Annotated in this window: 19 protein-coding genes and 3 tRNA genes; 13 read left to right on the plus strand and 9 right to left on the minus strand. The window is 47.7% G+C overall.

The window, feature by feature from the left end:
- Positions 1-38: 38 nt before the first annotated feature.
- The 7 genes from NSMM_RS02935 to NSMM_RS02965 all read right to left on the minus strand — a co-directional run bounded on the left by NSMM_RS02935 (position 39) and on the right by NSMM_RS02965 (position 4,753).
- Positions 39-587, minus strand: a complete 549-nt coding sequence (locus tag NSMM_RS02935) for a chorismate--pyruvate lyase family protein (RefSeq protein ID WP_090284449.1) — start codon at positions 585-587, stop codon at positions 39-41.
- A gap of 104 nt (positions 588-691) precedes the next feature.
- Positions 692-1,087 carry a response regulator gene (locus tag NSMM_RS02940; RefSeq protein ID WP_090284451.1) on the minus strand — a complete coding sequence of 132 codons (396 nt, stop codon included), beginning with the start codon at positions 1,085-1,087 and terminating at the stop codon, positions 692-694.
- Between the two features lie 148 nt (positions 1,088-1,235).
- Positions 1,236-2,693, minus strand: coding sequence for a TrkH family potassium uptake protein (locus NSMM_RS02945; RefSeq protein WP_090284454.1), 1,458 nt, complete (start codon positions 2,691-2,693; stop codon positions 1,236-1,238).
- Between the two features lie 12 nt (positions 2,694-2,705).
- The gene (gene trkA, locus NSMM_RS02950) at positions 2,706-4,151 is read right to left on the minus strand and encodes a Trk system potassium transporter TrkA (RefSeq protein WP_090284456.1); all 1,446 of its coding nucleotides are present in this window, start codon (positions 4,149-4,151) and stop codon (positions 2,706-2,708) included.
- 255 nt (positions 4,152-4,406) lie between these two features.
- Positions 4,407-4,482 (minus strand) — tRNA-His (locus NSMM_RS02955).
- A gap of 78 nt (positions 4,483-4,560) precedes the next feature.
- Positions 4,561-4,637 (minus strand) — tRNA-Arg (locus tag NSMM_RS02960).
- Between the two features lie 39 nt (positions 4,638-4,676).
- Positions 4,677-4,753, minus strand: a tRNA-Pro gene (locus NSMM_RS02965).
- A 403-nt stretch (positions 4,754-5,156) separates the two neighbouring features.
- Between NSMM_RS02965 and NSMM_RS02970 the strand changes: the two genes are divergently transcribed.
- The 5 genes from NSMM_RS02970 (at position 5,157) to NSMM_RS02990 (ending at position 9,352) form a co-directional block, all read left to right on the plus strand.
- Positions 5,157-5,795 carry a hypothetical protein gene (locus tag NSMM_RS02970; RefSeq protein WP_090284458.1) on the plus strand — a complete coding sequence of 213 codons (639 nt, stop codon included), beginning with the start codon at positions 5,157-5,159 and terminating at the stop codon, positions 5,793-5,795.
- A 323-nt stretch (positions 5,796-6,118) separates the two neighbouring features.
- A complete protein-coding gene (locus NSMM_RS02975; RefSeq protein WP_090284621.1) occupies positions 6,119-6,601 on the plus strand; it encodes a YbhB/YbcL family Raf kinase inhibitor-like protein in 483 nt (160 codons plus the stop codon).
- 103 nt (positions 6,602-6,704) lie between these two features.
- Positions 6,705-7,229 carry an adenine phosphoribosyltransferase gene (locus tag NSMM_RS02980; protein ID WP_090284460.1) on the plus strand — a complete coding sequence of 175 codons (525 nt, stop codon included), beginning with the start codon at positions 6,705-6,707 and terminating at the stop codon, positions 7,227-7,229.
- 50 nt (positions 7,230-7,279) lie between these two features.
- On the plus strand, positions 7,280-8,605 hold the full coding sequence (serS, locus tag NSMM_RS02985; protein ID WP_090284462.1) for a serine--tRNA ligase: 1,326 nt from the start codon (positions 7,280-7,282) through the stop codon (positions 8,603-8,605).
- A gap of 57 nt (positions 8,606-8,662) precedes the next feature.
- Positions 8,663-9,352 carry a DUF6781 family protein gene (locus tag NSMM_RS02990; protein WP_090284464.1) on the plus strand — a complete coding sequence of 230 codons (690 nt, stop codon included), beginning with the start codon at positions 8,663-8,665 and terminating at the stop codon, positions 9,350-9,352.
- A gap of 117 nt (positions 9,353-9,469) precedes the next feature.
- Here NSMM_RS02990 and NSMM_RS02995 read toward each other — a convergent pair whose 3' ends face one another.
- Positions 9,470-10,114 (minus strand): uracil-DNA glycosylase, encoded by a 645-nt coding sequence (locus NSMM_RS02995; RefSeq protein ID WP_090284466.1) that lies wholly within the window; start codon positions 10,112-10,114, stop codon positions 9,470-9,472.
- Positions 10,115-10,157: 43 nt separating this feature from the next.
- On the opposite strand from NSMM_RS02995, the gene efp reads away from it, so the two are divergent.
- The 5 genes from efp (at position 10,158) to NSMM_RS03020 (ending at position 17,744) form a co-directional block, all read left to right on the plus strand.
- Positions 10,158-10,724 (plus strand): elongation factor P, encoded by a 567-nt coding sequence (gene efp / locus NSMM_RS03000; protein WP_090284468.1) that lies wholly within the window; start codon positions 10,158-10,160, stop codon positions 10,722-10,724.
- A 40-nt stretch (positions 10,725-10,764) separates the two neighbouring features.
- On the plus strand, positions 10,765-12,504 hold the full coding sequence (locus NSMM_RS03005) for an autotransporter assembly complex protein TamA (protein WP_245654656.1): 1,740 nt from the start codon (positions 10,765-10,767) through the stop codon (positions 12,502-12,504).
- 1 nt (position 12,505) lies between these two features.
- A complete protein-coding gene (locus NSMM_RS03010; RefSeq protein WP_176753836.1) occupies positions 12,506-16,411 on the plus strand; it encodes a translocation/assembly module TamB domain-containing protein in 3,906 nt (1,301 codons plus the stop codon).
- Between the two features lie 182 nt (positions 16,412-16,593).
- Positions 16,594-17,160: an RNA polymerase sigma factor gene (locus tag NSMM_RS03015; RefSeq protein ID WP_090284626.1), complete on the plus strand. Its 567-nt coding sequence runs from the start codon at positions 16,594-16,596 to the stop codon at positions 17,158-17,160.
- Positions 17,157-17,744 (plus strand): DUF3619 family protein, encoded by a 588-nt coding sequence (locus NSMM_RS03020; protein WP_090284472.1) that lies wholly within the window; start codon positions 17,157-17,159, stop codon positions 17,742-17,744. Before NSMM_RS03015 ends, NSMM_RS03020 begins: the two co-directional genes overlap by 4 nt.
- Positions 17,745-17,767: 23 nt before the next feature.
- On the opposite strand, the gene merF is transcribed toward NSMM_RS03020, so the two are convergent.
- On the minus strand, positions 17,768-17,992 hold the full coding sequence (merF, locus tag NSMM_RS03025; RefSeq protein ID WP_245654657.1) for a mercury resistance system transport protein MerF: 225 nt from the start codon (positions 17,990-17,992) through the stop codon (positions 17,768-17,770).
- Between the two features lie 404 nt (positions 17,993-18,396).
- Here merF and NSMM_RS03030 point away from each other — a divergent pair, with 404 nt between their 5' ends.
- Genes NSMM_RS03030 through NSMM_RS03040 form a run of 3 tightly spaced genes read left to right on the plus strand, consistent with a single transcriptional unit; the run spans position 18,397 to position 23,851 of the window.
- Positions 18,397-19,620: an endonuclease domain-containing protein gene (locus NSMM_RS03030; RefSeq protein ID WP_090284474.1), complete on the plus strand. Its 1,224-nt coding sequence runs from the start codon at positions 18,397-18,399 to the stop codon at positions 19,618-19,620.
- Between the two features lie 15 nt (positions 19,621-19,635).
- Positions 19,636-20,670 (plus strand): hypothetical protein, encoded by a 1,035-nt coding sequence (locus tag NSMM_RS03035; RefSeq protein ID WP_090284477.1) that lies wholly within the window; start codon positions 19,636-19,638, stop codon positions 20,668-20,670.
- 1 nt (position 20,671) lies between these two features.
- The gene (locus NSMM_RS03040; protein WP_090284479.1) at positions 20,672-23,851 is read left to right on the plus strand and encodes an AAA family ATPase; all 3,180 of its coding nucleotides are present in this window, start codon (positions 20,672-20,674) and stop codon (positions 23,849-23,851) included.
- Positions 23,852-23,864 lie beyond the last annotated feature (13 nt).

Raw genomic sequence — 23,864 nt, forward strand, 5'->3', positions numbered from 1 at the left:
GAATAAAATAAGAAAACGAAGTTGAGTACCTGGCATCATTATTGTTTTTGCGCCAGATGATGAATCTTTGGTAGAAAAACCTCTGTAACAAGTATGGGTTGCCTTTGTAGAGTAAAAAGTGATCTTCTCGCCCATAAGCTGGTGGGGCTAGCTTCCAGTTTCCGGCAGGCACGGTCATACAATGGGTGTCCAGATTTCAGTTTTTTAAAAGAAAATGCGGTGCGCTGGATCAGGGGATTACTGAACAGCATACTGCCAAGTGATTGATTGCCAAGGTTGCTCAAACTTCTCCATGCACCTTGCAGATGTTTCTTTTTGATAACTGAGTGTGCGAAAACAACTGGCATTTCATCACTGTACAAATATACTTCTCGCACCATCGCTTGCTCCAGTCTACGCAAACCCATCAATGCCAGTTCATCAATGCATGCGGTTGCCAGTCTCTGGAGAACAGGTTCGACACGAAAATGCCGACAGCGCACCTGGATCAGCCGTGTAAGTGATTCGCGATGCTGCAACCACCAGCGGATTTCAGCAGACGCACAAACGGGAACGGGGTGCCATGCTGATGATGGATCAACGCTCACGATTACTCGAGATACTGGCTGTCAAGTAAGACAAAGAGAGAGATCTCGCAACAAAATCAATCGGGCAAACTACCAGAAAAACGGCAATATCTCCAATATTAATATCAAACCAATTCAGGTTGGGCAAATGTGTGTTTTTTGACTGTATCCAATAAAGCCTCACGTGTAAATGGTTTGGTCAGATATTCATCCGAGCCCACCATTCTGCCGCGCGCCCGGTCAAATAACCCGCTTTTGCTGGATAACATGACTACTGGTACCTTTTTATATTTTGGATTTTGTTTTATGAGCATGCAGGCTTGATAGCCATCAAGACGTGGCATCACAATATCAAGAAAAATGATATCGGGGTGATGATCAATTATTTTTGCCATTGCATCAAAGCCATCGCTAGCCAGAATAATTTCACATCCAGACTGAGCGAGAAAAATCTCGGCACTACGGCGGATAGTATTACTGTCATCCACTACCATTACCTTGATACCCGTTAAATCTGTCATCTCTTATGAACTCCCCTGTTTACAATAATTTTATCGTTGTCGTTTCAGACACAAGCGTATTTCTATTATTGGTCGATTCTATCCGAAGTGATCACTTTTCTGCCAGCTATTCACCTGATTTTCTGCGGTCCGGCTGGTCAGAGCTGTCTCATTTACGCCAGAAAGCCACGGTAAATACAATAATCAGTGTGTAAAACTCCAGTCTGCCAAGCAACATGGCAAAACTGCACAACCATATCTGAAAATCATTAAGTGAAGCATAGGTGGTTGCCGGACCTATCTCACCCAGACCAGGACCCAGATTATTCAAACAAGCTATTGCCGCCGAGAAGGCAGTAATCTCATCCAGACCGCTTAATGTAAGCACGAGGGTCATCAGCACGATACTGGTCAGATAGACAAACAGGAATACGAGCACTGCAAAAATAATCTTGTTGGAAATAATGCTTTGCCCGATCTTGACCGGAGAAATCGCCCGAGGATGCATGATGGTAATCATCTCCCGGAAGAATTGCTGATAGAGTATGCGTACGCGGATCATTTTAATCCCACCGCCAGTTGATCCTGAAGAAGTAGAAAATCCTGACAGAAACAACATCCATAAAGGAGCAAATACCGGCCAGATAGCATAATCGGTATTGCTATAACCCGTAGTTGTTGCTACAGATACCACATTGAAAGAAGCGTAGCGCAATGCTTCTATAGGGTGGGCGTAAATGCCCATCTTCCAGAGATAACCAGCCAAACCTATACAACTTGTCAGTACGATGAACAAAAACAATTTCACTTCAGGATCAAACCAATAAGGCGAAAAGCTTCTGGCGCGCCACACCATGAAATGTGAAGCAAAATTGATTCCCGCAATCAACATGAATACAATTGCCACCACTTCGATTAGCGGTGAATCCCAATATCCATAACTGGCGTCATGCGAGGAAAAACCACCCAGACCTAGGGTAGTAAATGCATGAATGATCGCGTCAAACCCGTTCATTCCTGCCAGCCAGTAGGCACAGGCACAAAGTAATGTCAAGAAGGTATAAACCATCCATAACCCTTTCGCGGTTTCTGCAATGCGGGGTGTTAACTTCGATTCTTTCATCGGCCCCGGAATTTCCGCCTTGAAAAGCTGACGTCCACCCACTCCTAGCATTGGGAGAATCGCCACTGCCAGCACGATCAAACCCATACCGCCTAACCAGATCATCAGTCCCCGCCACAAATTGATAGCATAAGGCAACGAGTCGAGACCAGTTAAAACCGTCCCACCCGTTGCAGTCAAACCTGAAGTTGCTTCAAAATAGGATTTGGCGAAGCCCAGTTCAGGAAAATAGCTCAAAATGGGCAACATGCCAAATAACGGCAAGGATAGCCACGTCAGCACCACCAACAAAAAACCATCACGTGTCTGCAATTCGCGTTTGTAACGGCGTGTGCTTAACCATAGCGCAGTTCCAGTACCCAGTGTAGTGAGTAGTGCCTGCAAAAAAACAATCAGCGACTCATCCTGGCTAAAATAGGCCACCATACATGGCAGCAGCATCGTCAAGCCGAACACAACGATCAGCTTGCCAAGAATGTTGACAACCGCCAATAAATGATTCATCGCAGCCGGTGTCTATATAAAAGCCACATCTACCTGAAACAGTCTTTCCACCTGACGAATCATTTTTTTGTTGACGACAAACATGATGACATGATCATTCTGTTCGATCACCGTATCATGATGCGCAATAATTACCTGTGGCGAGTTAGGTTGCGTGACAATGTCATGCCCTACATTATCTGACTCATCAAGCAAACCACCATCACTGGGCATGCCGCGGACAATTGCACCAATGGTTGCGCTCTTAGGCAACTTGATCTCATCAATTCTGCGACCAACCACCCGGGAAGCACTCGCGTCACCGTGCGCTACCAACTCCAATGCTTCAGCCGCACCACGGCGCAAGCTATGCACGACTGCGACATCGCCTTGTCTGACGTAAGCCAGCAAGGAACCAATTGTTACTTGTGCTGGTGAAATGGCAATATCAATGCCGCTGCTCTGCATCAAATCAACATAAATACTGCGATTGATTAATGAAATAACTTTGCGCGCTCCCATACGCTTGGCCATCAGAGCAGCCATGATATTGTTTTCGTCATCATTGGTCAGCGCGCAGAATACGTCCATCTCTCCAATATTCTCGCTTTCCAGTAGCTCTTCATCGGTCGCATCACCATGCAACACCAGCGTATTGCTTAAATCTTGCGCCAATATTTCACAAATCTTGCCATCATATTCGATGATTCTGACCTGATAATTGTCCTGCAGCGCCATCGCCAACCGCTTGCCTATTTTCCCGCCCCCGGCGATCATCACGCGCCTTGCGGGTTTATCCAGCCGGCGCAATTCCCGAAGTACTACCCGTATATCGTTTGATGCCGCGATAAAAAATACCTCGTCACCAACCTCCACAACAGTATTACCTTCAGGAATAATCGGACGGTCATGGCGAAAAATTGCGGCCACTCTGGTTTCAACATTGGGGACATGTCTGCGCAGTTCCTGCAGCTGCTGACCAATCAGAGGGCCGCCATGAAAAGCTTTGACTGCGACTAAGCTGACTTTGCCTGAAGCAAAATCCAGCACTTGCAAGGCTTCCGGAAATTCGATCAGTTTCTCGATGTAGCGCATCAGAATCTGTTCAGGACAAATTGCGAAATCAACACAAAAATTTTCTTTGGAAAAAATAACTGGGTGATCCAGATACTCACTAGCCCGAATTCGTGCAATTCTGGTCGGTGTGTTGAAGATACTCTTGGCTAGTTTACAAGCAACCATATTGGTTTCATCGCTACCGGTAACAGCAAGAAGAATATCAGCATCGTCCGCACCAGCCTGAGTCAGAACAGATGGATGCGAGGCATTACCAATTATGGTGCGTAGATCCAGCCGATCCTGCAACAAACTGAGTCTACTGCTGGATAAATCGACAACGGTAATGTCGTTAGACTCGCCAACCAGACTTTCAGCAACCGTGGACCCTACCCGGCCAGCACCTAGAATAATGATCTTCAATCGTTAACACCTCATCCCGCCTAATGCAGACGGGTTATCGTAACCGATGAGTAGCAATGCATGAGCTTTATAAGCACGCTTTACTAACTATCATAGTAGTTACCAGAAATTCTTTAATTTGCCTAATCAACCATTTCCAGTAAACCGCTTCAGGATTGAAGAAGCTGATATTGCAGGGACAAGGGGATACGGCAACGAAATGATATTACATTTCGAAAATCCTGCTTATTACGGGTTTATCTGTTACAGAAGAGCTGGGGTGGCTGATGGGACTCGAACCCACGACAACCGGAATCACAATCCGGGACTCTACCAACTGAGCTACAGCCACCATACTTTAGAAGCTTCAACGGCAGATCATACTTTCTGCCAGACACCAATAAAAAAGTACAAAGTATCTTTTCTAATCTGGCGTGCCCGACAGGAATCGAACCTGTAACCCCCAGCTTAGAAGGCTGGTGCTCTATCCGGTTGAGCTACGGGCACTAATACTCAAACCGGCTCGACACAAATTAATTTGAAATCTGGTCGGGGTGGAGAGATTTGAACTCCCGACATCCTGGTCCCAAACCAGGCGCGCTACCAGGCTACGCTACACCCCGTAAAGTCGGTTACTATACCTATATACTGCGAATGCGTCAAATTCTGCTACGACTATCCGCATCTCGAGCTTCACGATGCTGAATTTGACATTTTGTTATACAATTGCTCGCGCTTTCTTTACGTAGAGTGTGTTTCTATAAATTCTGACACCCAAGCTAATTTTGCACGCGCAAAATAATTTGAGATGGAATTAGTATTTATCTAAACGCTCCAAATAAAAAATCAGTAGAGTAAGTCAGAAATACAAAAAACTGATTGCTCTGTTCGACAATATAAGAAGCCGTTAACAGTAATTAACTGGCCAGGCATTACGCATTGTAGTGGCCAACTCGCTCCGGAACCTTAACAAACTGTATTTTAAATATAAATTAAGATTATTTTTCAGAAAAACGCGGGGAATTTATGAGAAAAAATTTACAAAACAAATTTATCACAGGACTATGCGTCACGGCGTCTCTATTATCGTTATCGCTACCTTTGTCTGCACAGCTGATGCTCGCGCACGAAGGCCATCACGACGCGGGAGGGTGTGTAATCGAATCAGGAGATTTTCCAGTTACAGTCAGCATATATGAAGTCCCCAAAGAAGATCTTCCGCCGATGCACTCCTTTTGTGATCATGTTCCTGATGTCGGAAAAGTCAACATAACAATCGAAATTTCAGATCTCGATACACGCGAAATTCCGATCGCTGTTCGTCTGGTAATGGATGCACATGAAGGAATGGATCACGGTGAACACGAACTGCTTTACATGCCTGCCGAGCAGTATCTGTCCGGGATTATTGTTGTCTCAACCGAATTCGATGAACTCGGTCAGTACTCTATCCTGCTGGAAACAGATGATGGTGCTGGTAATGCAAAAACTGCCGTGCGCATCCCGGTTCATGTAGGTGGCAGTGGAGGTCATGGTGGTCATGGTGACGGATTTGGCATGCTGGAAATAATCTTTCTGATTATCGCGGCAGGAGGAGGCGCCGCTTTTTTCTTCCTGCGTAAGAAAAATAGTGACAAGGATCTTGCCAAGGAATCCCAAACCTGATCTTTCACACATGGGCCACTCTAAAAATTCATAGTTCTAAATAAGACCAGGCGTGAATAAAAAATGTCGACGCAGCATATAGTTGATATATAAGGAAACATTTTTTATAAGCGACACAGTATTGTGACGAGACGGGGTAAACAGGCAATCCCCGAAGGGGATGCTCACAAATGTGGATTTTTAGATGTGCCCAAATATTATTAACAGCAAATTTCGTCGGTAGCACCGCAGCCAGAGAATTAAACTTTATTGGCTGCATGGAAGTTATGTTCTGTCAGCACCAGCAAAGTCGTTCACGTATTTCGAAAATTAAGGAGAAAACGATGACTTTTACTCTGTCCTCACCTTCTTTTATTTACAACGGGCCGATACCGGCACGACATACTTGCGACGATCATGATCTATCGCCGGAGCTAAACTGGACAAACATTCCAGATAGTACTCGCACTCTGGTTCTGATTGTTGATGACCCAGATGCACCCGACCCCGCTGCACCGAAGATGACCTGGGTACATTGGGTACTGTATAACCTTCCACCAACAATCAGCGGATTGCCTGAGAATGTCATGGAAAATAATTTGCCCGCAGGCACATTACAGGGATTGAATAACTGGAATCGAGTGGGTTATGGCGGCCCCTGCCCGCCAATTGGAACGCATCGTTACTTTCACAAACTTTATGCGCTCGATATTGTCCTGCCTGATCTGAAGCAGCCAACCAAAACAGTACTGGAGGAAGCCATGCACGGCCATGTAGTTGGTCAGACTGAATTGGTTGGTCTGTATATCCGTCCTGCCAATCGCTGAAACTACTATCTTTGTATCTCATTTTGCTCTAACCAGGGCTGTAAAAAGCGTTTTGCAGCTTGTCCGCAAAATTCCCCCGCCACCATTTTCTGTTTGTCCGTTTATGCCTATTAAATCACTTATTCGCACTATCCCCCACTACCCCAAAGAGGGAATCATGTTTCGGGACATCACCACGTTACTGCAAGACCCGATCGGATTGCGGAACACCATTGAAAAAATTGTTGCTCGCTACCGCAATGAGAAAATAGACAAGGTTGTCGGTATTGAATCACGGGGATTCATTATTGCGGCACCTGTCGCCTATGCCTTGGGTGCAGGCTTTGTTCCTGTTCGCAAGCAGGGAAAATTGCCATCGGCAACGATTGGGTGTGACTATCAGCTTGAATATGGGCATGACCGGGTAGAAATTCATGTCGATGCTGTTAATGAAAACGATAGAGTACTGCTGATAGATGACCTGATTGCAACTGGCGGCACTATGGAAGCGGCTCTGAAACTGATGCTGGATATGAAAGCAGAAGTGATAGAGTGCTGCTTTGTCATTAATTTGCCAACAGTTGGCGGCGCAGAACGCCTGCAGAAGCAAGGATATAAGCTCTATTCCTTGTGCAGCTTTGAGGAGTAATTCCGGTTTTCTCCTATTTACAAGAAAAATTAACGATAAAACTAAAATTCATGCTAGATATTCAACTGCTGCGTAATGATCTGGAAACCATCACCACCCATCTGGCTCGTAGAGGGTATAACCTCCCAACAGCCAATTTTGAAGCGCTAGAAACCAGACGCAAGTCAATACAGACTCAGGTACAGACATTTCAGGCAAAACGCAATGCTTCATCCAGGGAAATCGGTATTGCTAAACAACGGGGAGAAGACATTGCTCCCATCATGGCTGAAGTTGCGACACTTGGCGATGAACTGAAACAGGCAGAAGTACAGCTGGACGAGGTGCAGGCTGAATTTCAACAACTATTGATGGAAATCCCCAACCTGCCTCATGAGAGTGTGCCTATTGGAAAAAGTGAAGCTGATAATGTTGAATTGCGGCGCTGGGGAACTCCAAGAACCCATACATTTCCAGTCAAAGATCATGTCACAATCGGCGAACAGTTGGGACTACTCGATTTTGAAACCGCCACCAAACTCAGTGGCGCCCGTTTTAGCCTGCTTAAAGGTGGTGTTGCCCGCCTACATCGCGCACTCACTCAATTTATGTTGGATACCCACACTCAGGAACACGGTTATCAGGAGATTTATGCTCCTTATCTGGTCAACTCCGCCTGTTTGCGTGGTACCGGCCAGCTTCCGAAATTCAAAGCGGATATCTTTTCTATTCGGACAGATGAGCATGGCGCGGAAAGTACTGAAACCGAAATTTCTGGCCAAGGTGAAGTATCCGAATTACATCTGATTCCGACTGCTGAAGTACCCCTAACCAATATGGTACGTGACGAGATTGTTCCTCTCGAAAATCTTCCACTCAAACTGGTCGCGCACACTCCCTGTTTCCGTTCCGAGGCTGGCAGTTACGGCAAAGATACTCGTGGCCTTATCCGCCAGCACCAGTTTGACAAAGTAGAGCTCGTGCAAATTACACAGCCAGAAAATTCCTATCATGCACTGGAATCGCTCGTCAGCCACGCCGAAAAAATTCTGCAGAAGCTGGCGCTTCCCTACCGAGTGGTATTGCTGTGCAGTGGTGACATGGGATTTGCCGCTGCCAAAACCTACGATATCGAGGTTTGGTTACCTGCCCAGAATACATACCGAGAAATTTCTTCATGCAGTAACTGCGAGGCATTTCAGGCGCGGCGGATGCAGGCGCGTTTCCGCGGTAAACAAAGCAAACCGGAACTCCTGCACACCCTGAATGGATCAGGCCTTGCGGTCGGGCGTACCTTGGTTGCCATACTGGAAAATTATCAGAATGAAGACAGTAGCGTCACCATCCCGGAAGTTCTACGTCCTTACATGAATGGTCTTGACCGGCTGACCGGATAAAGCGCACAATCCTACTACACTTGATTTATCGATAGGCTATCAACGAAGGGTACTATTATGCAAAATAAAAACCACGGCTCCACACAATCCCAGAGTGACATTAACCGCTTTGCCGATGAAATACGCGAAGCAGTTGCACAGGGTGGCGATATTGAGAAAAAAGTCAGAGAACTTACCCTTGAGGCGATGCATACCCATGGTCTGGACCTGGAGTCCCTGAAAAAAATCGCGACTGCTGTAATGGAAGGCGCGCATGAAGGCTCGCAACATGCCTTAGCACATGCCTCCGAACAATCCCACGCTGCACAAAACCAGATTATGCAGGCAGTAACCGGACTGGATACTGCGTTTGCGCAGCTGGCGAGCGCCTCAAAGCTAGCGCTGGAAGAGGCAGCTGGTAAAGCCAGACAATTCTCGCAAGGTGAATTAACTAAAACACGGGCTGATCTGGAAAGTCTGGAAACACTTTTCCTGGAAACCTTGAGTCATGCCGCCAAAGCAACGCAGGGATTAATTGCAGAAACCCTGCAAGATATGCATACGCATGCGGTTCGTAATGGAACAGCCGTTGGCGCCCAACTAAAAGATACTCTTGCAGTTTTGGCGCATCAAGTTGCTTCTACCGGGCGCGCGCAGCTAGAAGCAGGCGTACAATTGACCCAAATGACAGCAGACATGTTGCACAAAATATCCAGCGGCGTACTGACCGGAATTGCAGATCGCATCAGGCAGGATAATGACAAATAACACCTAGGTCCAGGTATCCTCTAAAAATTCAGAGCTCTAAGCAACATAGTATTGTGACGAAATATGGATTTTTAGAGATGCCCGTCCATCAAAACCAAAAATCGGTTCAGCAGGCTCCTAACCCAAATCCTCGTCTATCCTCATAAATACCTGCTCGAACATTTCTGCAGTGAGCCGCTTCGTCTGAGTATTATAGCGGCTGCAATGATAGCTGTCGTACAGCCACAGATCATTGTCGAGCTGGTGTACCGCACCGTGGCCGAATGGAAAAATTGTTGATTTAACTCTCAGCGCCATTACGATGGCGCGGTGCGCGACACCACCCAGCGCTAATATTGCCTTACCGCCCTGCTCCACAAATTGAATCAACTCATTTTTCAGATAATGATTACACTGCCGAATTTCGCTAGTATCCGGCTTATTCGCGGGTGGCAGACACTTAACCGCGTTGGTAATGCGGCAGTTTGACAAAATCAGCCCATCGCTGTGTGCGATTGACTCACTATGACTGGCCAGTCCGAATTTATGTAAGGTCTGGTAGAGGAGAATGCCCGCAAAATCACCAGTAAAAGGTCGGCCGGTGCGGTTTGCACCATGTATCCCTGGTGCTAGCCCGACGACCAGCAATCTGGCTGGAGTCGCACCAAAAGGAGGTACAGGGCGCGCATAGTAATCTGGATAAGCAATTTTTACTTCATCAAGATATTGTGCCAGACGCGGGCAGCGGCGGCAGTCTGGCTGGAACGTCGAAGATTCAGGCATAGTGCTTTATTGTAAAATAGGCATTTAATTCGGACTAACAACTATGGCCAAGATTCTGGCAACCGAAATCCGAGTAGGAGATCTGATCGAGTGGGACAAGCGCATCTGGCGCGTAGCCAAATGTTACCATGTCCACGTCGGCGGACGCGGAGGCGCATTTATGCAAGTGGAAATGAAAGATATTGAAACCAGCACTAAGATCAATCAACGTATACGTACTGATGAAAAAATCGAGCGCACACAGGTTGAACCGCGCGATATGATTTTTCTTTATCAGGAAAATAATGAATATGTTTTCATGGATCAACAAACCTATGAACAACTCAGCCTGCCGCAGGATTTTCTGGAAGGCCAGAGCGAATATCTGTTGCCCAACGCCGAACTACAAATCAATTTTCATCATGAACGACCGATTGGCGTCAAATTACCGCCAAATGTAGTTCTGACCGTAACTGAAACCGAACCCAGCCTAAAAGGCGCAACCGCCACCAGTTCTTTCAAGCCTGCCACAGTTGAGACCGGGCTGGTTGTGATGGTGCCGTCTTTCGTTACGCAAGGAGAAAAAATTAAAATCAATACCGGTACAGGTGATTATATCGAACGCATGTAAGGTATCTGCGATGACAGCTCGGGCTGTGGTCGCAGTGCTAATGATCTGGGCTCTCTGCATAGCCACTTCTGCTGCCGCACCCGCTTCCAGCTCCGATCACAAATCCAATAAAACCGCCAATACGTTTGTCATTACGATTGATGCGCCTGACGCTATCCGCAGGCTGATCGAGCAACACATCGAATTTCCTGAAAAACCTTTTGCAAACGAAGCTAAGCACGCCGGGTTTCAGCGGCGAGTCACCCAGGAAATTACCGAGCTCTTACATACCGAGGGCTATTTCACACCGGCCACTCATTTTGAACCAGCAACCGCGAACACGCCCTATCGCCTCAAAATTACACCCGGGCCACGTACTCGCGTTGCTAGTTTTTCCCTGGAATTCAAGGGAGCAATAGCTGAAGAAACACCTGAGAACCAGACACGCCGGGCTAAACTGCAGGCTACATGGCCTCTGATCACGGGAAAAATTTTCAAGAATGCCCGCTGGGAAGATGCCAAATCAGCCTTAATTGCCAGCGTCATGGCCCAGGATTATGCCGCTGCCCACATCGAATCGAGTGAGGCAAGAATCGATCCGGAAAAAACGCAAGCAGATCTGAAAATCGTGATCGACTCTGGCCCGGCTTTCCGTTTTGGAAAATTGCAGGTCGAGGGATTGAAACGCTATCCACTCAAATTGCTGCAACAGCGTGCCGGTTTTCGACAAGGAGATCCTTACAACCGCGATCAGTTACTTGCTTTTCAGGCCACGCTGCAAAATAGTCAGTTGTTCAACAGCGTGGATATCAGCATCGATAACGACCCCGCGCTCGCTCCAGCTGCACCAATATCGGTCATGTTGACCGAAGCACAAAGTAAACGTATCGGCATCGGTCTTGGTTACGGCTCAAACAACGGTGCACGTGGTGAAATCAATTATCGCGACTTTAATTTTCTGCAGCGTGCATGGCAATTGACCAGCCTGATGCGACTGGAACAGAAACAGCAAACCTTTTCGACCCGGGTGGACACCTTACCGGACGCCAACCAGTATCGCTACACCTTCGGTGCCAGAATTGCCCGTACCGATATCAAGAATCTGGAAACTTTGAGCCAGCGCGCAGATTTTTCCAGAATCCGTGTCACGGCCAACTCCACCCTGCAGTATGGAATCAACTGGCAACGCGAAAGTAGGCAACCCGCTGGTGCACCCAACACCACCGTCAAAGCGCTGACACTGGATCTCTGGTGGCGTTATTTGGATGTCGACAACCCGGTACACGTCAGGAAAGGGCATGTTTCCGATATCAGGTTGGGTGGTGGTTCAGGTCACGTTTTATCCGATCGCGACTTTCTGCGCGGTTATGCCCGCCATATGCGCTGGTGGCCAATCGGCGAGCGCGATGTGCTGCATATCCGTGCAGAATCAGGCTACACCCTTTCTGCTTCACGCAGCGGTATTCCGCAGGAATACTTGTTCCGTGCCGGTGGTATTCAGTCGATCCGGGGGTATGATTTTCTGAGTCTAGGCGCTCGTGAAGGCAATGCAATTGTGGGTGGGCGTGCTATGGTAACCGGCACCGTCGAATATATCCGCTGGCTGACGGAAAAATGGGGAGCCGCCGTATTTGCCGATGCTGGCGATGCCGCCGACAACCTACGCAGACTCAAACTAAATCTCGGTTATGGCGCGGGGGTGCGCTGGCGCAGCCCTGCGGGACCATTTGGGCTCGATCTTGCCAGACGCCATGACACCGGTACCTTGCGGGTACATTTTTCGATTGCAGTTGCTTTTTAATATGAACGAAACCAGTCAACCCACGTCAACCGCGATAACGACACCGGCCACAAACCGTTCCGTTGTATTCAAAATTCGATTTTTGATCATCCTGTTGCTTGTATTCTCCATGGTGGTTGGTAGCGCTTACTGGCTGAGTACAACCACATCCGGCCTGCAGTGGCTATTGACAACAGTTTCCCGAGCAAGCGGCAATACGCTGGCCTTCACCGATGTCACCGGCAACCTGCACGCTTTGCGAATCGGGCTGATTCACTTTCAGGATGACGAAAACCTTGTCACGGTGGAAAACTTTGCCGTTGACTGGCAACCACGCAAACTGTTGGGTAAAACTTTGCTAATCGAAATGCTTGCTGCCGATACCGTCGAATTTTCCAGTGCGCCATCGGATGCCCCACCCAGTCTGCCGGACACACTGCAACTGCCCTTCAATATCGTCATCAACCAATTGGGCATTCGCTCGTTACGCACATTTACTCTTGGCAGCGATAGTCCTGAGTTCAGCGCGCAAGAACTTGTTCTGCGTCTGGATAGTGGCGATACAGTGCATAAAATTCCCATTTTTTCGCTCACACTCGAACAGGGCAAGCTCGCGGGTAGGCTGCAGATCGCAACGCATGCGCCGTTCGATCTGTCTGGCCTTATTGTTTTGCATGACTGGCCAGCCGCATTAGCAGCAAACTATCCTGCATCCAGTCACGTTTCACTCCGTTTAAACGGTGACCTGGAGCAGGCGCGCGCGTTACTGACAATAGAAGCAGGAGAAATGCAAGGACATGGCACAATCACTCTACAGCCTTTCAACATCCAGCCACTCACTACGTTTGATCTTAAGCTCGACAATCTCAATCCGCGGCGTTTCTCGGCTGATTTTCCTTCGGCCTATCTCAATCTGACTACGAATCTGCAGCAAACTGCACAGGGCGCATTACAAGGCAATGTCGAGATACACAATACGCAGCCCCAAACACTCGACCAAGACGGGCTCCCGCTGCAGAATGTTCGAACGCGAGTTTCTCTTACGAACGAGACAATCGCGCTCGACGATGTTGCGATACGGTTCGCCGGATCAAAACAGACGCCCGCCCATCTTACCGGTGAAATTCATTGGGATATCAGTGACGCCGCCAGCTCCGCAGTTATCGGTGTCCATGCGGTCAATCCGGCACTGCTCGATACCCGTCTGCAACCCGCAAATTTGTCAGGACAGATCGAATTGCAGGGAGGCCAGAGCATACAGCAAGGTAGAATCCAGCTGCATGATAAGTCTTTAAAGCTTGCTTTTGACGCCGCATTATCCCACCGCAACCATACCATCGCCATCGAGTCACTCGATTTCTCTCATGGTAGTGCTCAAGTTTCCGGTCATGGCAGTTTACAACTGGATGCGAACCAGCCTTTCACCTTTGAGGGCGTCCTCAAACAGTTCGATCTGTCGACGCTGATCGATGCGCCACGCTCCAATCTCAACGCCAGTTTCGGACTGGATGGTCGGCTAGCACCTCAACCAGCAGGGAAAATCGACTACAGCATCACGCGTAGCCATTTTGATAATCAGCCAGTAACGGGGAAAGGTGTGATTACGCTCAACCAAATCGATACGAAAAAGCGACTCGCCACCGATGCCGAGCTGCGTCTTGGTGATAATCTGCTGCAAATCAAAGGCCAGCTTGGCAACGCCGGTGATCGCTTGTCGTTCACCCTCTCGGCTCCCAAGCTGATACAAACTAGGTTGAATCTGAAAGGGGATCTCGACGTCCGTTTAGCGCTTGCCGGGCGGCTCGATCGCCCTGACGTCACATTTGAAGCCAGCTCGACACGACTCAATTATGGTGATGAGCATCAGCTTGCCAGTCTCAAAGCAAAGGGCAGTTGGCAAGGTGAAGCCATTGCGCTCGATCTGCAAACTGGAGAATACCGCGCGGGTACGCAATCCTATCTGCACAAACTCACCTTTGCCCTCGCAGGTACGGAATCCCGGCATCAATTGTCACTGACAGCCGATATCGATAAGGCGAGCCAGCTGCAATTCCTAGCAAACGGCGGACTAACCAGTAATGGCCGCAATCGCGACGGCTTCCAATGGGGCGGCGCCATCGAGCAACTCGCATTGACTGGCTCTATTCCATTCAGGCTCGTCACGCGGCCAGAAATCATACTGAGTCCTGAACAGGTCATGCTGGGACATACACGTCTTACGGTAGCATCGGGCAACATTGATATCCAGAAAGCCAGCTGGACACCTGAAAACTGGGCGACTGAAGGCACGTTTGAGCAAATCGTGTTACCAACAGACGCAGCGGTCACAGCAACCAGCAAACCATTGACAGTTGACGGTAACTGGCAGCTTACCGCTAACCGGCAACTCAGCGGTAATATTCGTCTTCAGCGCACCAACGGAGACTGGGTGCTACCGTTGGAGACTCCGTTTGCACTTGGCCTGCAAACCCTGTCACTCGAATTACTGACTGAAGGAAATACCGTCAATGGCCAACTCATCGTCGAAGGTACGCATATTGGCAAAACGCTGGCCAGCGTCAAGCTCCCACTACAGCGCACGGAACAAGCCTGGCAAATCAAACCCGACACCCTGATCAGCGGCAATCTACAGTTCAATCTACCTGATCTGTCATGGATTGGTCCGGCAATTGATGACAATTTTCTCAGCAACGGCAAACTTGCAGGAAATGTAATACTTGCCGGCACTCTTGAAATGCCACTTCTGCAAGGGAAAATTGAGGGGCAGGCGCTTTCGCTAACCTTGCTCGATGAAGGCTTGCAAATACAGGATGGAAAACTTATAGCGCGCTTCGATCAAGACAGCCTTGTGCTGGATACCTTGTCTTTTACCGCCCCATTGGAAAAACCATCGAAAGACCGCCTGCTTAGAGGGCTGAAACTGGCACGTCAAAGTGGACAGGTCGATCTGAACGGTAACTTTAATCTACGCAAACATCTTGGTAAACTACACGTGGTATTTGATCATCTACCACTGACTCAGCAGCCTGATCGCTGGATTGTCGTCTCCGGCGATAATCGTATCGACTTCCAGGAGCGTGTACTTACCATCACAGGGAAAATCCTGACTGAAGTCGGTTTTCTGAAACAACCTGCCACCGGGCGTCCAACGCTCGATGATGACGTCACTATCATTAGCGAAACAGAACCTCCGCCCGAATCGCCTGCACTTGCAGTTAATGCTGATGCCACACTTGAGCTGGGGGATCATTTTTATCTACGCGCCTCTGGGCTGGAAGGACGGTTGGCCGGACAATTACGGCTGCGTAGCAGACCTGGTCAGCCACTCAACGCCATTGGCAGCATCGCTACCCGCGATACTCACTTCGAAGCCTATAATCAGAAACTGCTGGTCAAACGCGGCATCGTCAATTTTGACGGCCCGCTGGACAACCCAGGACTCAATATCCTCGCCGTACGCGACGGCTTGCAGGTCGAAGCAGGCGTAGAAGTTGCCGGCACCGTACGTAATCCCAAAATCAAACTGGTTTCACAACCCAATGTTCCCGATTTCGAAAAACTCTCCTGGCTGATTCTGGGACGCGCACCCGATACAGGCGGTTTCGACAGTGGGATGTTACTCAGTGCCGCTAGCTCCATTCTTGGCGGGCAATCCGATGAAAGTATGCTCGACAAAATTACACAGGGACTTGGATTCGATGACTTTTCAATCCGGCAGCGTGAAGGCAGCAACTCGCTTGCTGATCAGATCGGTACCGTCGGTAAACGCCTCTCCTCCCGCGCCTACTTAAGCTATGAACACGGCCTGACCAACGCCTCCACTGGTGTCGCTAAGCTCACCTACACCTTGTTCCCCCACGTTAGCATCGTCACGCGCGCCGGTGAAGACAGCACCGTAGATCTATTTTACAACTTTAGTTTCGACTGAAGTTGATTAAGAGCGTCTCTAAAAATTTAGAGTTCTGCGCAATACCAGACGCGAATAAAAAATGTTGGCGCAGCATACAATTGATATGTAAGGAAATTTTTTGAGCAACAAAGTATTGTAGTGAAATATGAATTTTTAGAAGCACCCTAAAGTTTAATTACTTAAAGTAAAGGTTGATAATTCTGGCTACTCGTGAAGAAATTTCAGATTTTCTGATTAACGTTGAAAAACGTGCCTATAAGCAGGCGTTGTTTGCAGTGCATGATGAACATGCTGCATTGGACCTTGTTCAAGATTCGATGATGAAGCTTACCGTAAAGTATGCTTCGAAGCCGGCTGAGGAATTGCCTTTGTTATTTCAACGCATTCTACAGAATACTATTCGAGATTATTATCGTCGTCAGAGGACTCGATCACTATGGACTACGCTGTTTTCAGCATTTGCACCGAATGGCCAGGGCAAAGATCACGAAGGCTTCAATATCCTCGAAACGCTACTGGTAAAACAAGCAGCCAACGAACCTGACGCACAACTCGAGAGATCTCAATTAATTGATCTGATAGAAAAAGCCATGGAAACTTTACCTGCGCGTCAACGCGAAGCATTCATATTGCGTTACTGGGAGGAAATGAGCTTGGCGGAAACCGCCGCGGTGATGAATTGCTCCGAGGGAAGTGTGAAGACTCATTGTTCCCGAGCAACGCATACACTGGCGTCGATACTCAGAGAAAGAGGAGTTAAATTATGAACGAGCAAGAGTTGGGAAAAAAAATTGCCAAATTACTGGATTTGGGTACTACTGAGAATATCAAGCAGAGCACTTTGTATCGACTGCAATCCGCTCGTCGCGCAGCTTTGGAGAATCACTACTCTACTTTGGAAGTCATGCATTCAGGGAATGGCACTTCCATTTTTGGGATCCATATACCATATTTTTATTCTGGCAAATTGTTATTGTTGCTTCTGGTCATTTTGTTCATTTTTACAATGGTGCCAGCGAATTATTGGCAATTTCTGGATAGAGGGAAATTATCTCACACCACGGTGCTAATTGATGATCTGCCAAACGAGGGCGCCTCCGATGATGAGCACGAGTTGATTGAGGAATACCTCGATAATATGCTTGAGTTGATGGATGATTTATCGACGAATGCTCAGATTGATGCTGAACCTGAGGTTCAGGATGGCATCTCCGTCGAGATTCCGCCAATCATGAATAAACAGCCTGAGGTGACTTCCGATACACCTGTTGAGAATGCCATCGAGAGCATAACCGAGCCGATTGAGAATCCGTTGATCGATATTCGCAAGGATAACGAAATTGATGAATAGCTAAGCTTCCATAACACGATATGTTAATCGGCTACGCTCGTGTCTCGAGCGGCGATGGCAGCCAGAATTTGATCGTGACTCACGGATTTGATGCAGCAAGTATCGGCTTGGCGTTTTTGCTGGATGGCATAGATGGTCAAGCCGATGAAAATTGCTAGCGTAGGCAGCAACACATAGTCCAAATAACCAGTTAGAGCGGACAAACCGACCACCCCGAGCAGAATATAACCAGGACGGGCGTGAAACAATACAGCGCCACGAAAATCGTGCCGATAATGCTAATCCGTAGCAGTATTCTTGGGTCTTCTCCGAAATAAGGTATCTCTTGTTGAAAATGGTGTTGTTTTCCAGGTCGCCTGTCGATATTTTAAATTTCGTATGTTGGCCAGGATTAGCTTACTTGTCGTCAATGATTATTCCGGGCAGTCTGGATTGTAGGCACCGATAATTGATCAAGCAGCAATACAGTTTCAGACTGTCCTCCGATATTATTCATCGGTTGTTCACCCGCAATCCGTGCGCAGACTTGTAAATTTCGGCACCATTAAAGGATTAATCTAATGGCCCTTTTACCATCCAGGCTCGCTGATTTTTTATGCCTGAAGAACCAATTGGCAAACGCTTCCTTTCTTAACTCACTTCAAAAAATCAGATGTTGAAACGCTCATTTCAAACCAGACAGACTGATCCCCAGATTTCACCACAGACCTATCTTGCCATTCATTCACAAAGACGCGGTCAAGGCACTCCGGTCTTAACGGTTCTCAAGGGCGTTTTGAATAACACTCAAGAAATATGGTGCCATTGGATACAACAAGAAGGCAAGGACACGGTTATCTGGTCGCCAGGAATGACCAAGCCGCTTTCAATAAGCTGGCTAGAAAGGCTGCTCGCAGGACCTGACCTGCAGTTTCAATTATTGCTGTATCTGGCAGAGGTCAGTCGTTACGCTCCAGAAGACCTCATCTTTAAATTGGCAAACAAGTCGAGCTATGAGCTGGATATTTTTCAACAGCAATTACCCGTTCAGTTATCTACACAAGGATCATTGCTTCTTAAGTGGTTCTTAACACAAATAACCCTGTCCCGTGAATTGACATCTGATCTGGCATTAAATCTGGCACAGGCCATACAACTGGAAAATAACCAGAATTTCGCGCAAGGCATCATGACTTTTACTGAATTACTGCCAGTGAAAATTCTGCCTGGTCTGCTCGTGGAAGTCACAGATAGCGAATTATTACAGCCACCATTCATTCGGGCATTGACACAGGTTGCAGAGCGCTTGCCAGAAATGCCAATTGCATTGTCTGTCATGCCCGAGCACTTTGAAAATTACTGCACAAAGGCACCCGAATCAAGAGCAAAAACCATGTTATGTCAAAGTGTTATCGAGACACATATCCATACAGATTCTTGCGGCACCTTACCTGACGAAACGGATAACATTCTTCGGCAATATGGCGCACCCCCGCAATTATATGAGGAGGCAAAATCATTACTCCAGCTGATCGCTGAAAAAAAGAATGACCCTTCTCTCGCCCGCAGCCAAGCTGAACAATTTCTATTCCGCGTATTAGAGTTGGCGCCAGAAACACGTAGCGTATTTCAGTTAAATGCCAAAATGCCGTTTAAATTTGGAAATCGATCGATGGAAGTCGACCTGTTTTCCAGTTCTGATCAAATAGCTCTGGAAATAGATGGCTATTATCATTTTCAGAACTCGGAATCCTGGCGCCGGGATCGACGCAAGGACTTTATATTACAAACACATGGCACACTTGTTTTACGCTTTCTGGCCGAAGACGTCGTTTCCCGACTTGATGAAATTCTTGAGACTGTTCGTCAGGCACGACGGCACCGCCGCAAAAAATAAACTAGGAAACCAATCATGGTTACAGTCGATAATCTGACTCTTCAAGAGCTTATTTCAATTCGATGCCTGGCTTGCCCGGATAACGGATTGGCAATCAGCGAAATAAAAAAATCGTTACACCCTTTTTTTGATCAACCGCCTTCGAACAATGAATGGCTGCAATGCTTGCAACAACTAACCGAGCACGGGCTGTTGAATAAAACAGGTAAGTCACGATTCCACATCTCAGCCGCCGGACAGAAATTAGCACTACAGAAACTGGGGCTGCAAGTCCTGCCTTCCACAACACGTTGGCCGGCGCTGAAAAATTGCTATTTGATTGCTTCCCTATTGAAATTACCTGCCCCAACCAATGAGCGTGACCGTCGTTCCATTACAAGCGCTGATGGCCTCCGGGCGAGCATTCTGGTCAATGCGTTCCGGCTGCCTGCCGGTTCTTATCCTTCCCTGACTAAAGCCCGGGATAGCCTCCTTTGGCAACAATTGGCCGGGTCCGAAGCCACTGCCAATCCGCAGCATCAACTGGCGGCATCCAATGCCACACGTTCCAAACCTTTTACGATAGGTTCAGTTATTGCTTTGCTTCTGAATAGCCTATTGGGAACTGAACGCGAATTGCCTTGGGATGCCGCGCTGAAACAACTTGCCGCAAAGGCAGTAGGTGCACGGCGTATTAGCCCGGAAGAGCTGCGTCTGGCAATTCTCAGAACCGCCACAGAGAAACCTGCAGGCACGCAGCAACTTAAGCAGCCATTCAGCTTAGAACTTTTTGCTAACCAGGTAATGCAGTCAGCCAAACGCAGTCAAACCGGAAAATTCGGTGATAACAAAGTATTCATTTCTCATGTCTGGCATCAAATGGAACTCGACGGCAATACATTCGGATTGGATCTGAAGCAGTTTAAGGAGCACCTTGCACTTGCCAACAACAAGGACTTGATCAGCCTGAGCCGTGCGGATCTTGCTTGTGCCATGGACCAGAATGCGGTTTCGGCATCGGAGACCTCCTATCAGAATTCAATTTTCCATTTCATACGCCTGGAACCATAAAATGACTGGAATCCCACAAAAAGAATGTTCGAAGATTTTTTGTGCCCGTGTAAAGGAAGAGATCTTTCATTCCATTACCCATCACAACCAGATTTGGCAACCCGATCCCTATGATGTCGAAAATATCCACCAGGAAAGCCGTGACTGTTTTGCACGATTGTTGAATCGTATCAGCAACGCCGAGCAAACGGACTCGGGACGCATCATGTTGCTGTTGGGAGATTCCGGAGCCGGAAAAACCCATCTCATGCGTGCCTTTCGCAACCAGACACATGAGAAGGGATTGGGATATTTTGCCTATATGCAAATGACCTCATCTGTTTCCAATTATGCAAGCTATGTGCTTCATTACACGATAGATTCTCTCGACAAGCCCTATTGTGCAATTAGCGGCAATATGACGGGGCTTGTGCACCTGTCCAATGCGTTAATCGAAAGACGACAGGTTGTCTCGCAGAATGACATCGATCAGCTGCGTAATGGTGACTTAAGTCGCGATGAGTTGAATGATTTGATTCATAAAATTGCCGATGACATTCTGAATAAGCAAGGTGAACGATTTCGAAGTGTCGATCTCGACTTGATTCGCGCACTCCTCTATTTGCAGCATGATGAGCCTGCAACCCACGCAAGAATCCGCAAGTATCTTCGCTGCGAGAACATGTCGGAATATGATTGCAAATTGCTTGGCAATATCACGCCGCGCATTCAGGAAGACGATCCTGATCGTTTGTTACAAGCGCTGGCGCAGCTGATGCGGGCAATCAACACAGGGGCTTTTGTCATCTGTCTTGATCAACTGGAAGATATTTATCCGGCAGAGGATGCTGGAATCAAATTCCGGCGCGCAATGGAAAAGATAACCAAGCTGGCTGAAATTCCCAATGTACTTGTTGTAGTAGCATGCCTGGATGATATATACAGCCTACTCAAAAGTACTTTACCAGAAACCCAAAAAGATCGAATAGAAAAAGATCCCGATCCGATCATACTTCGTGTAAAGCGTAGCGAAGCGGAAATACGCAAACTGATTGGCATACGACTGCAGGATCTTTACGATAGCCAGGGAGTTGATTCTAATTTAGACGATTCCATTTTCCCCTTCGGAGGTGAAATCCCCGCTTCACAGGTCGGCAAGTCCACACGCCAAATTCTCGATTGGTGCCGCCAGCAACGTGAACAGTCGATTCTGACCGGTGTACTGCCACCACATCCAGATCAAGATCCAGGTTCGGGTCCAGTTCCAGTTCCAGTTCCAGTTCCAGTTCCAGTTCCAGTTCCAGTTCCAGTTCCATCCTTCGATCAATCATGGAATGATTATCTCGTTGGTTCGCATCCCGTGCCTGAGAGTGAGAATGAAATGCTGCAGTTACTCGGACGCATGCTTGGACATTGCGCCACTGAATTCGGTCATTCTCTTGAGTGCAATATCGTGCAACGGGAAGATTTTCTCGATCTAGACATTCGGAATACTGCGGAGAATCCGGTAATCGCCTCAACCATAGGGCTATGCCAGAAATCTTCACGAGGTGGCACACTGGCAAAACAGATCGACAAACTGCAAACGATGGCAGGCAAACGCACAGCCATTGCCATCCGGTCTGTTGAGTTTCCCGATAACCCAAAGTCTAAGATTGCCCTCCAGTTGGGTGAATTCATAGCCAATGGCGGCAAAAAAGTGCTGGTCTCGGACGCCGACTGGCGCACGATGGTCGCCATGCAGTCATTTCGCGAGCAACATGCACAACAACCTCATTTCACGCGCTGGCTGCAAGACAAACGACCATTGCACAGCTTGCCTTCATTTCAGAAAATTCTGGATCTTACGGATATCTCGCCCTCCCCTGACGGCTCAGGGTCTCAAGGAGATCCTATAGATATAGATAAAGATCCAGATCCATCACGACTGAAAATAGGCGTGATTCAGGGCTATCAATCCTCCCCTTACGAAGTCGATATTTCTCAATTCGCGCGCCACGCCGCTTTCCTTGGTGGCTCCGGGAGCGGCAAGACAACTTTGGCCTTGAATATTATCGAGCAATTGCTGCTGCAAGGTATTCCAGCCATTCTGCTGGACAGGAAAGGTGATTTGTGCAGCTATGCAAAGGATGAAGCATGGCGCACCCCTGCCTTAGACCCAGCACGCACCCAAATGTGCAAGACGTTACGCGACAAAATTGAAGTGATCGTTTACACACCCGGGTCCATTGAGGGACAAGGTCGTCCGTTGAATATCCCCATCGTACCCAAGGGATTGGAGAATTTATCATCTGGAGAATGTGAACAGCTGGCCAATCATGCCGCCTTTTCTCTGGGAAGGATTATGGGCTACAAAGATCAAGGTCTGGATAAAACTCGGATTGTCATTCTGGGGAAGGCAATTTCCATTCTCAGTCAATTAAACAAAGGTCATACATTAACAATCAATAATCTGCTGGATTTTATTGACAAGGATGACCCATTATTGCTTAACGCGATTGGCAAGCTCGATCCCAAATTATCCAAAAAACTGGTGCAGGATTTGCAAACTTTGGCACTGGGACACAAAAATTTGTTTTCGCAATCAGGAGAATTACTGAATACCGAAAATTTATTTGATCGTTCATCCGACAAGACCCGACTGACCATTATCAGCACCAACAATTTGGGCAGCAATGACAATATATTATTTTGGGTATCGCAGCTGCTGCTGGATATTGGTCGCTTCGCAGCGAAATCACCAAGCGAAAAACTGCAAGGCGTCATATTATTCGACGAGGCGGACCTTTATTTGCCGGCCCAATCCAAGCCAGCCACCAAAGAGCCATTGGAAAATCTGCTCAGGCGCGCACGCTCGGCGGGAATTGGACTGATGCTTGCAACCCAGAGCCCGGGTGATCTGGATTACCGATGCCGCGACCAGATTTCCACATGGTTTATTGGACGCATCAAAGAAAAAACGGCTCTGGATAAATTAAAACCTATGCTGAGTGAAGCGAAGACGGATGTCTCCAGCAAGCTGGCCGGCCAGACAACAGGAGAATTTTATGCCATCCATAATGGGGAAGTGAGCAATATCAAAGCAGATCGTTCTCTCGTGCAGGCCGAACAAGTGCCAGCGCATGAAATTTTAAAGTTGGCAGGCAAGAAAAAGGAAAATCCAATTTCAAGCTTTATCCATAATATATTTGCAACTCTATGAACTTACATAGAAT

Source organism: Nitrosomonas mobilis, from assembly GCF_900103035.1.
GTDB classification, from domain to species: Bacteria; Pseudomonadota; Gammaproteobacteria; order Burkholderiales; family Nitrosomonadaceae; genus Nitrosomonas; species Nitrosomonas mobilis.

Coding starts and splice junctions, on each gene's coding strand:
- NSMM_RS02940 (WP_090284451.1), bottom strand. CDS start 1,087: ATGACAGATTTAACGGGTATCAAGGTAATGGTAGTGGATGACAGTAAT.
- NSMM_RS02945 (WP_090284454.1), bottom strand. CDS start 2,693: ATGAATCATTTATTGGCGGTTGTCAACATTCTTGGCAAGCTGATCGTT.
- NSMM_RS02970 (WP_090284458.1), top strand. CDS start 5,157: ATGAGAAAAAATTTACAAAACAAATTTATCACAGGACTATGCGTCACG.
- NSMM_RS02975 (WP_090284621.1), top strand. CDS start 6,119: ATGACTTTTACTCTGTCCTCACCTTCTTTTATTTACAACGGGCCGATA.
- NSMM_RS02980 (WP_090284460.1), top strand. CDS start 6,705: ATGCCTATTAAATCACTTATTCGCACTATCCCCCACTACCCCAAAGAG.
- serS (WP_090284462.1), top strand. CDS start 7,280: ATGCTAGATATTCAACTGCTGCGTAATGATCTGGAAACCATCACCACC.
- NSMM_RS02990 (WP_090284464.1), top strand. CDS start 8,663: ATGCAAAATAAAAACCACGGCTCCACACAATCCCAGAGTGACATTAAC.
- NSMM_RS02995 (WP_090284466.1), bottom strand. CDS start 10,114: ATGCCTGAATCTTCGACGTTCCAGCCAGACTGCCGCCGCTGCCCGCGT.
- efp (WP_090284468.1), top strand. CDS start 10,158: ATGGCCAAGATTCTGGCAACCGAAATCCGAGTAGGAGATCTGATCGAG.
- NSMM_RS03005 (WP_245654656.1), top strand. CDS start 10,765: ATGATCTGGGCTCTCTGCATAGCCACTTCTGCTGCCGCACCCGCTTCC.
- NSMM_RS03010 (WP_176753836.1), top strand. CDS start 12,506: ATGAACGAAACCAGTCAACCCACGTCAACCGCGATAACGACACCGGCC.
- NSMM_RS03020 (WP_090284472.1), top strand. CDS start 17,157: ATGAACGAGCAAGAGTTGGGAAAAAAAATTGCCAAATTACTGGATTTG.
- NSMM_RS03030 (WP_090284474.1), top strand. CDS start 18,397: ATGTTGAAACGCTCATTTCAAACCAGACAGACTGATCCCCAGATTTCA.
- NSMM_RS03035 (WP_090284477.1), top strand. CDS start 19,636: ATGGTTACAGTCGATAATCTGACTCTTCAAGAGCTTATTTCAATTCGA.
- NSMM_RS03040 (WP_090284479.1), top strand. CDS start 20,672: ATGACTGGAATCCCACAAAAAGAATGTTCGAAGATTTTTTGTGCCCGT.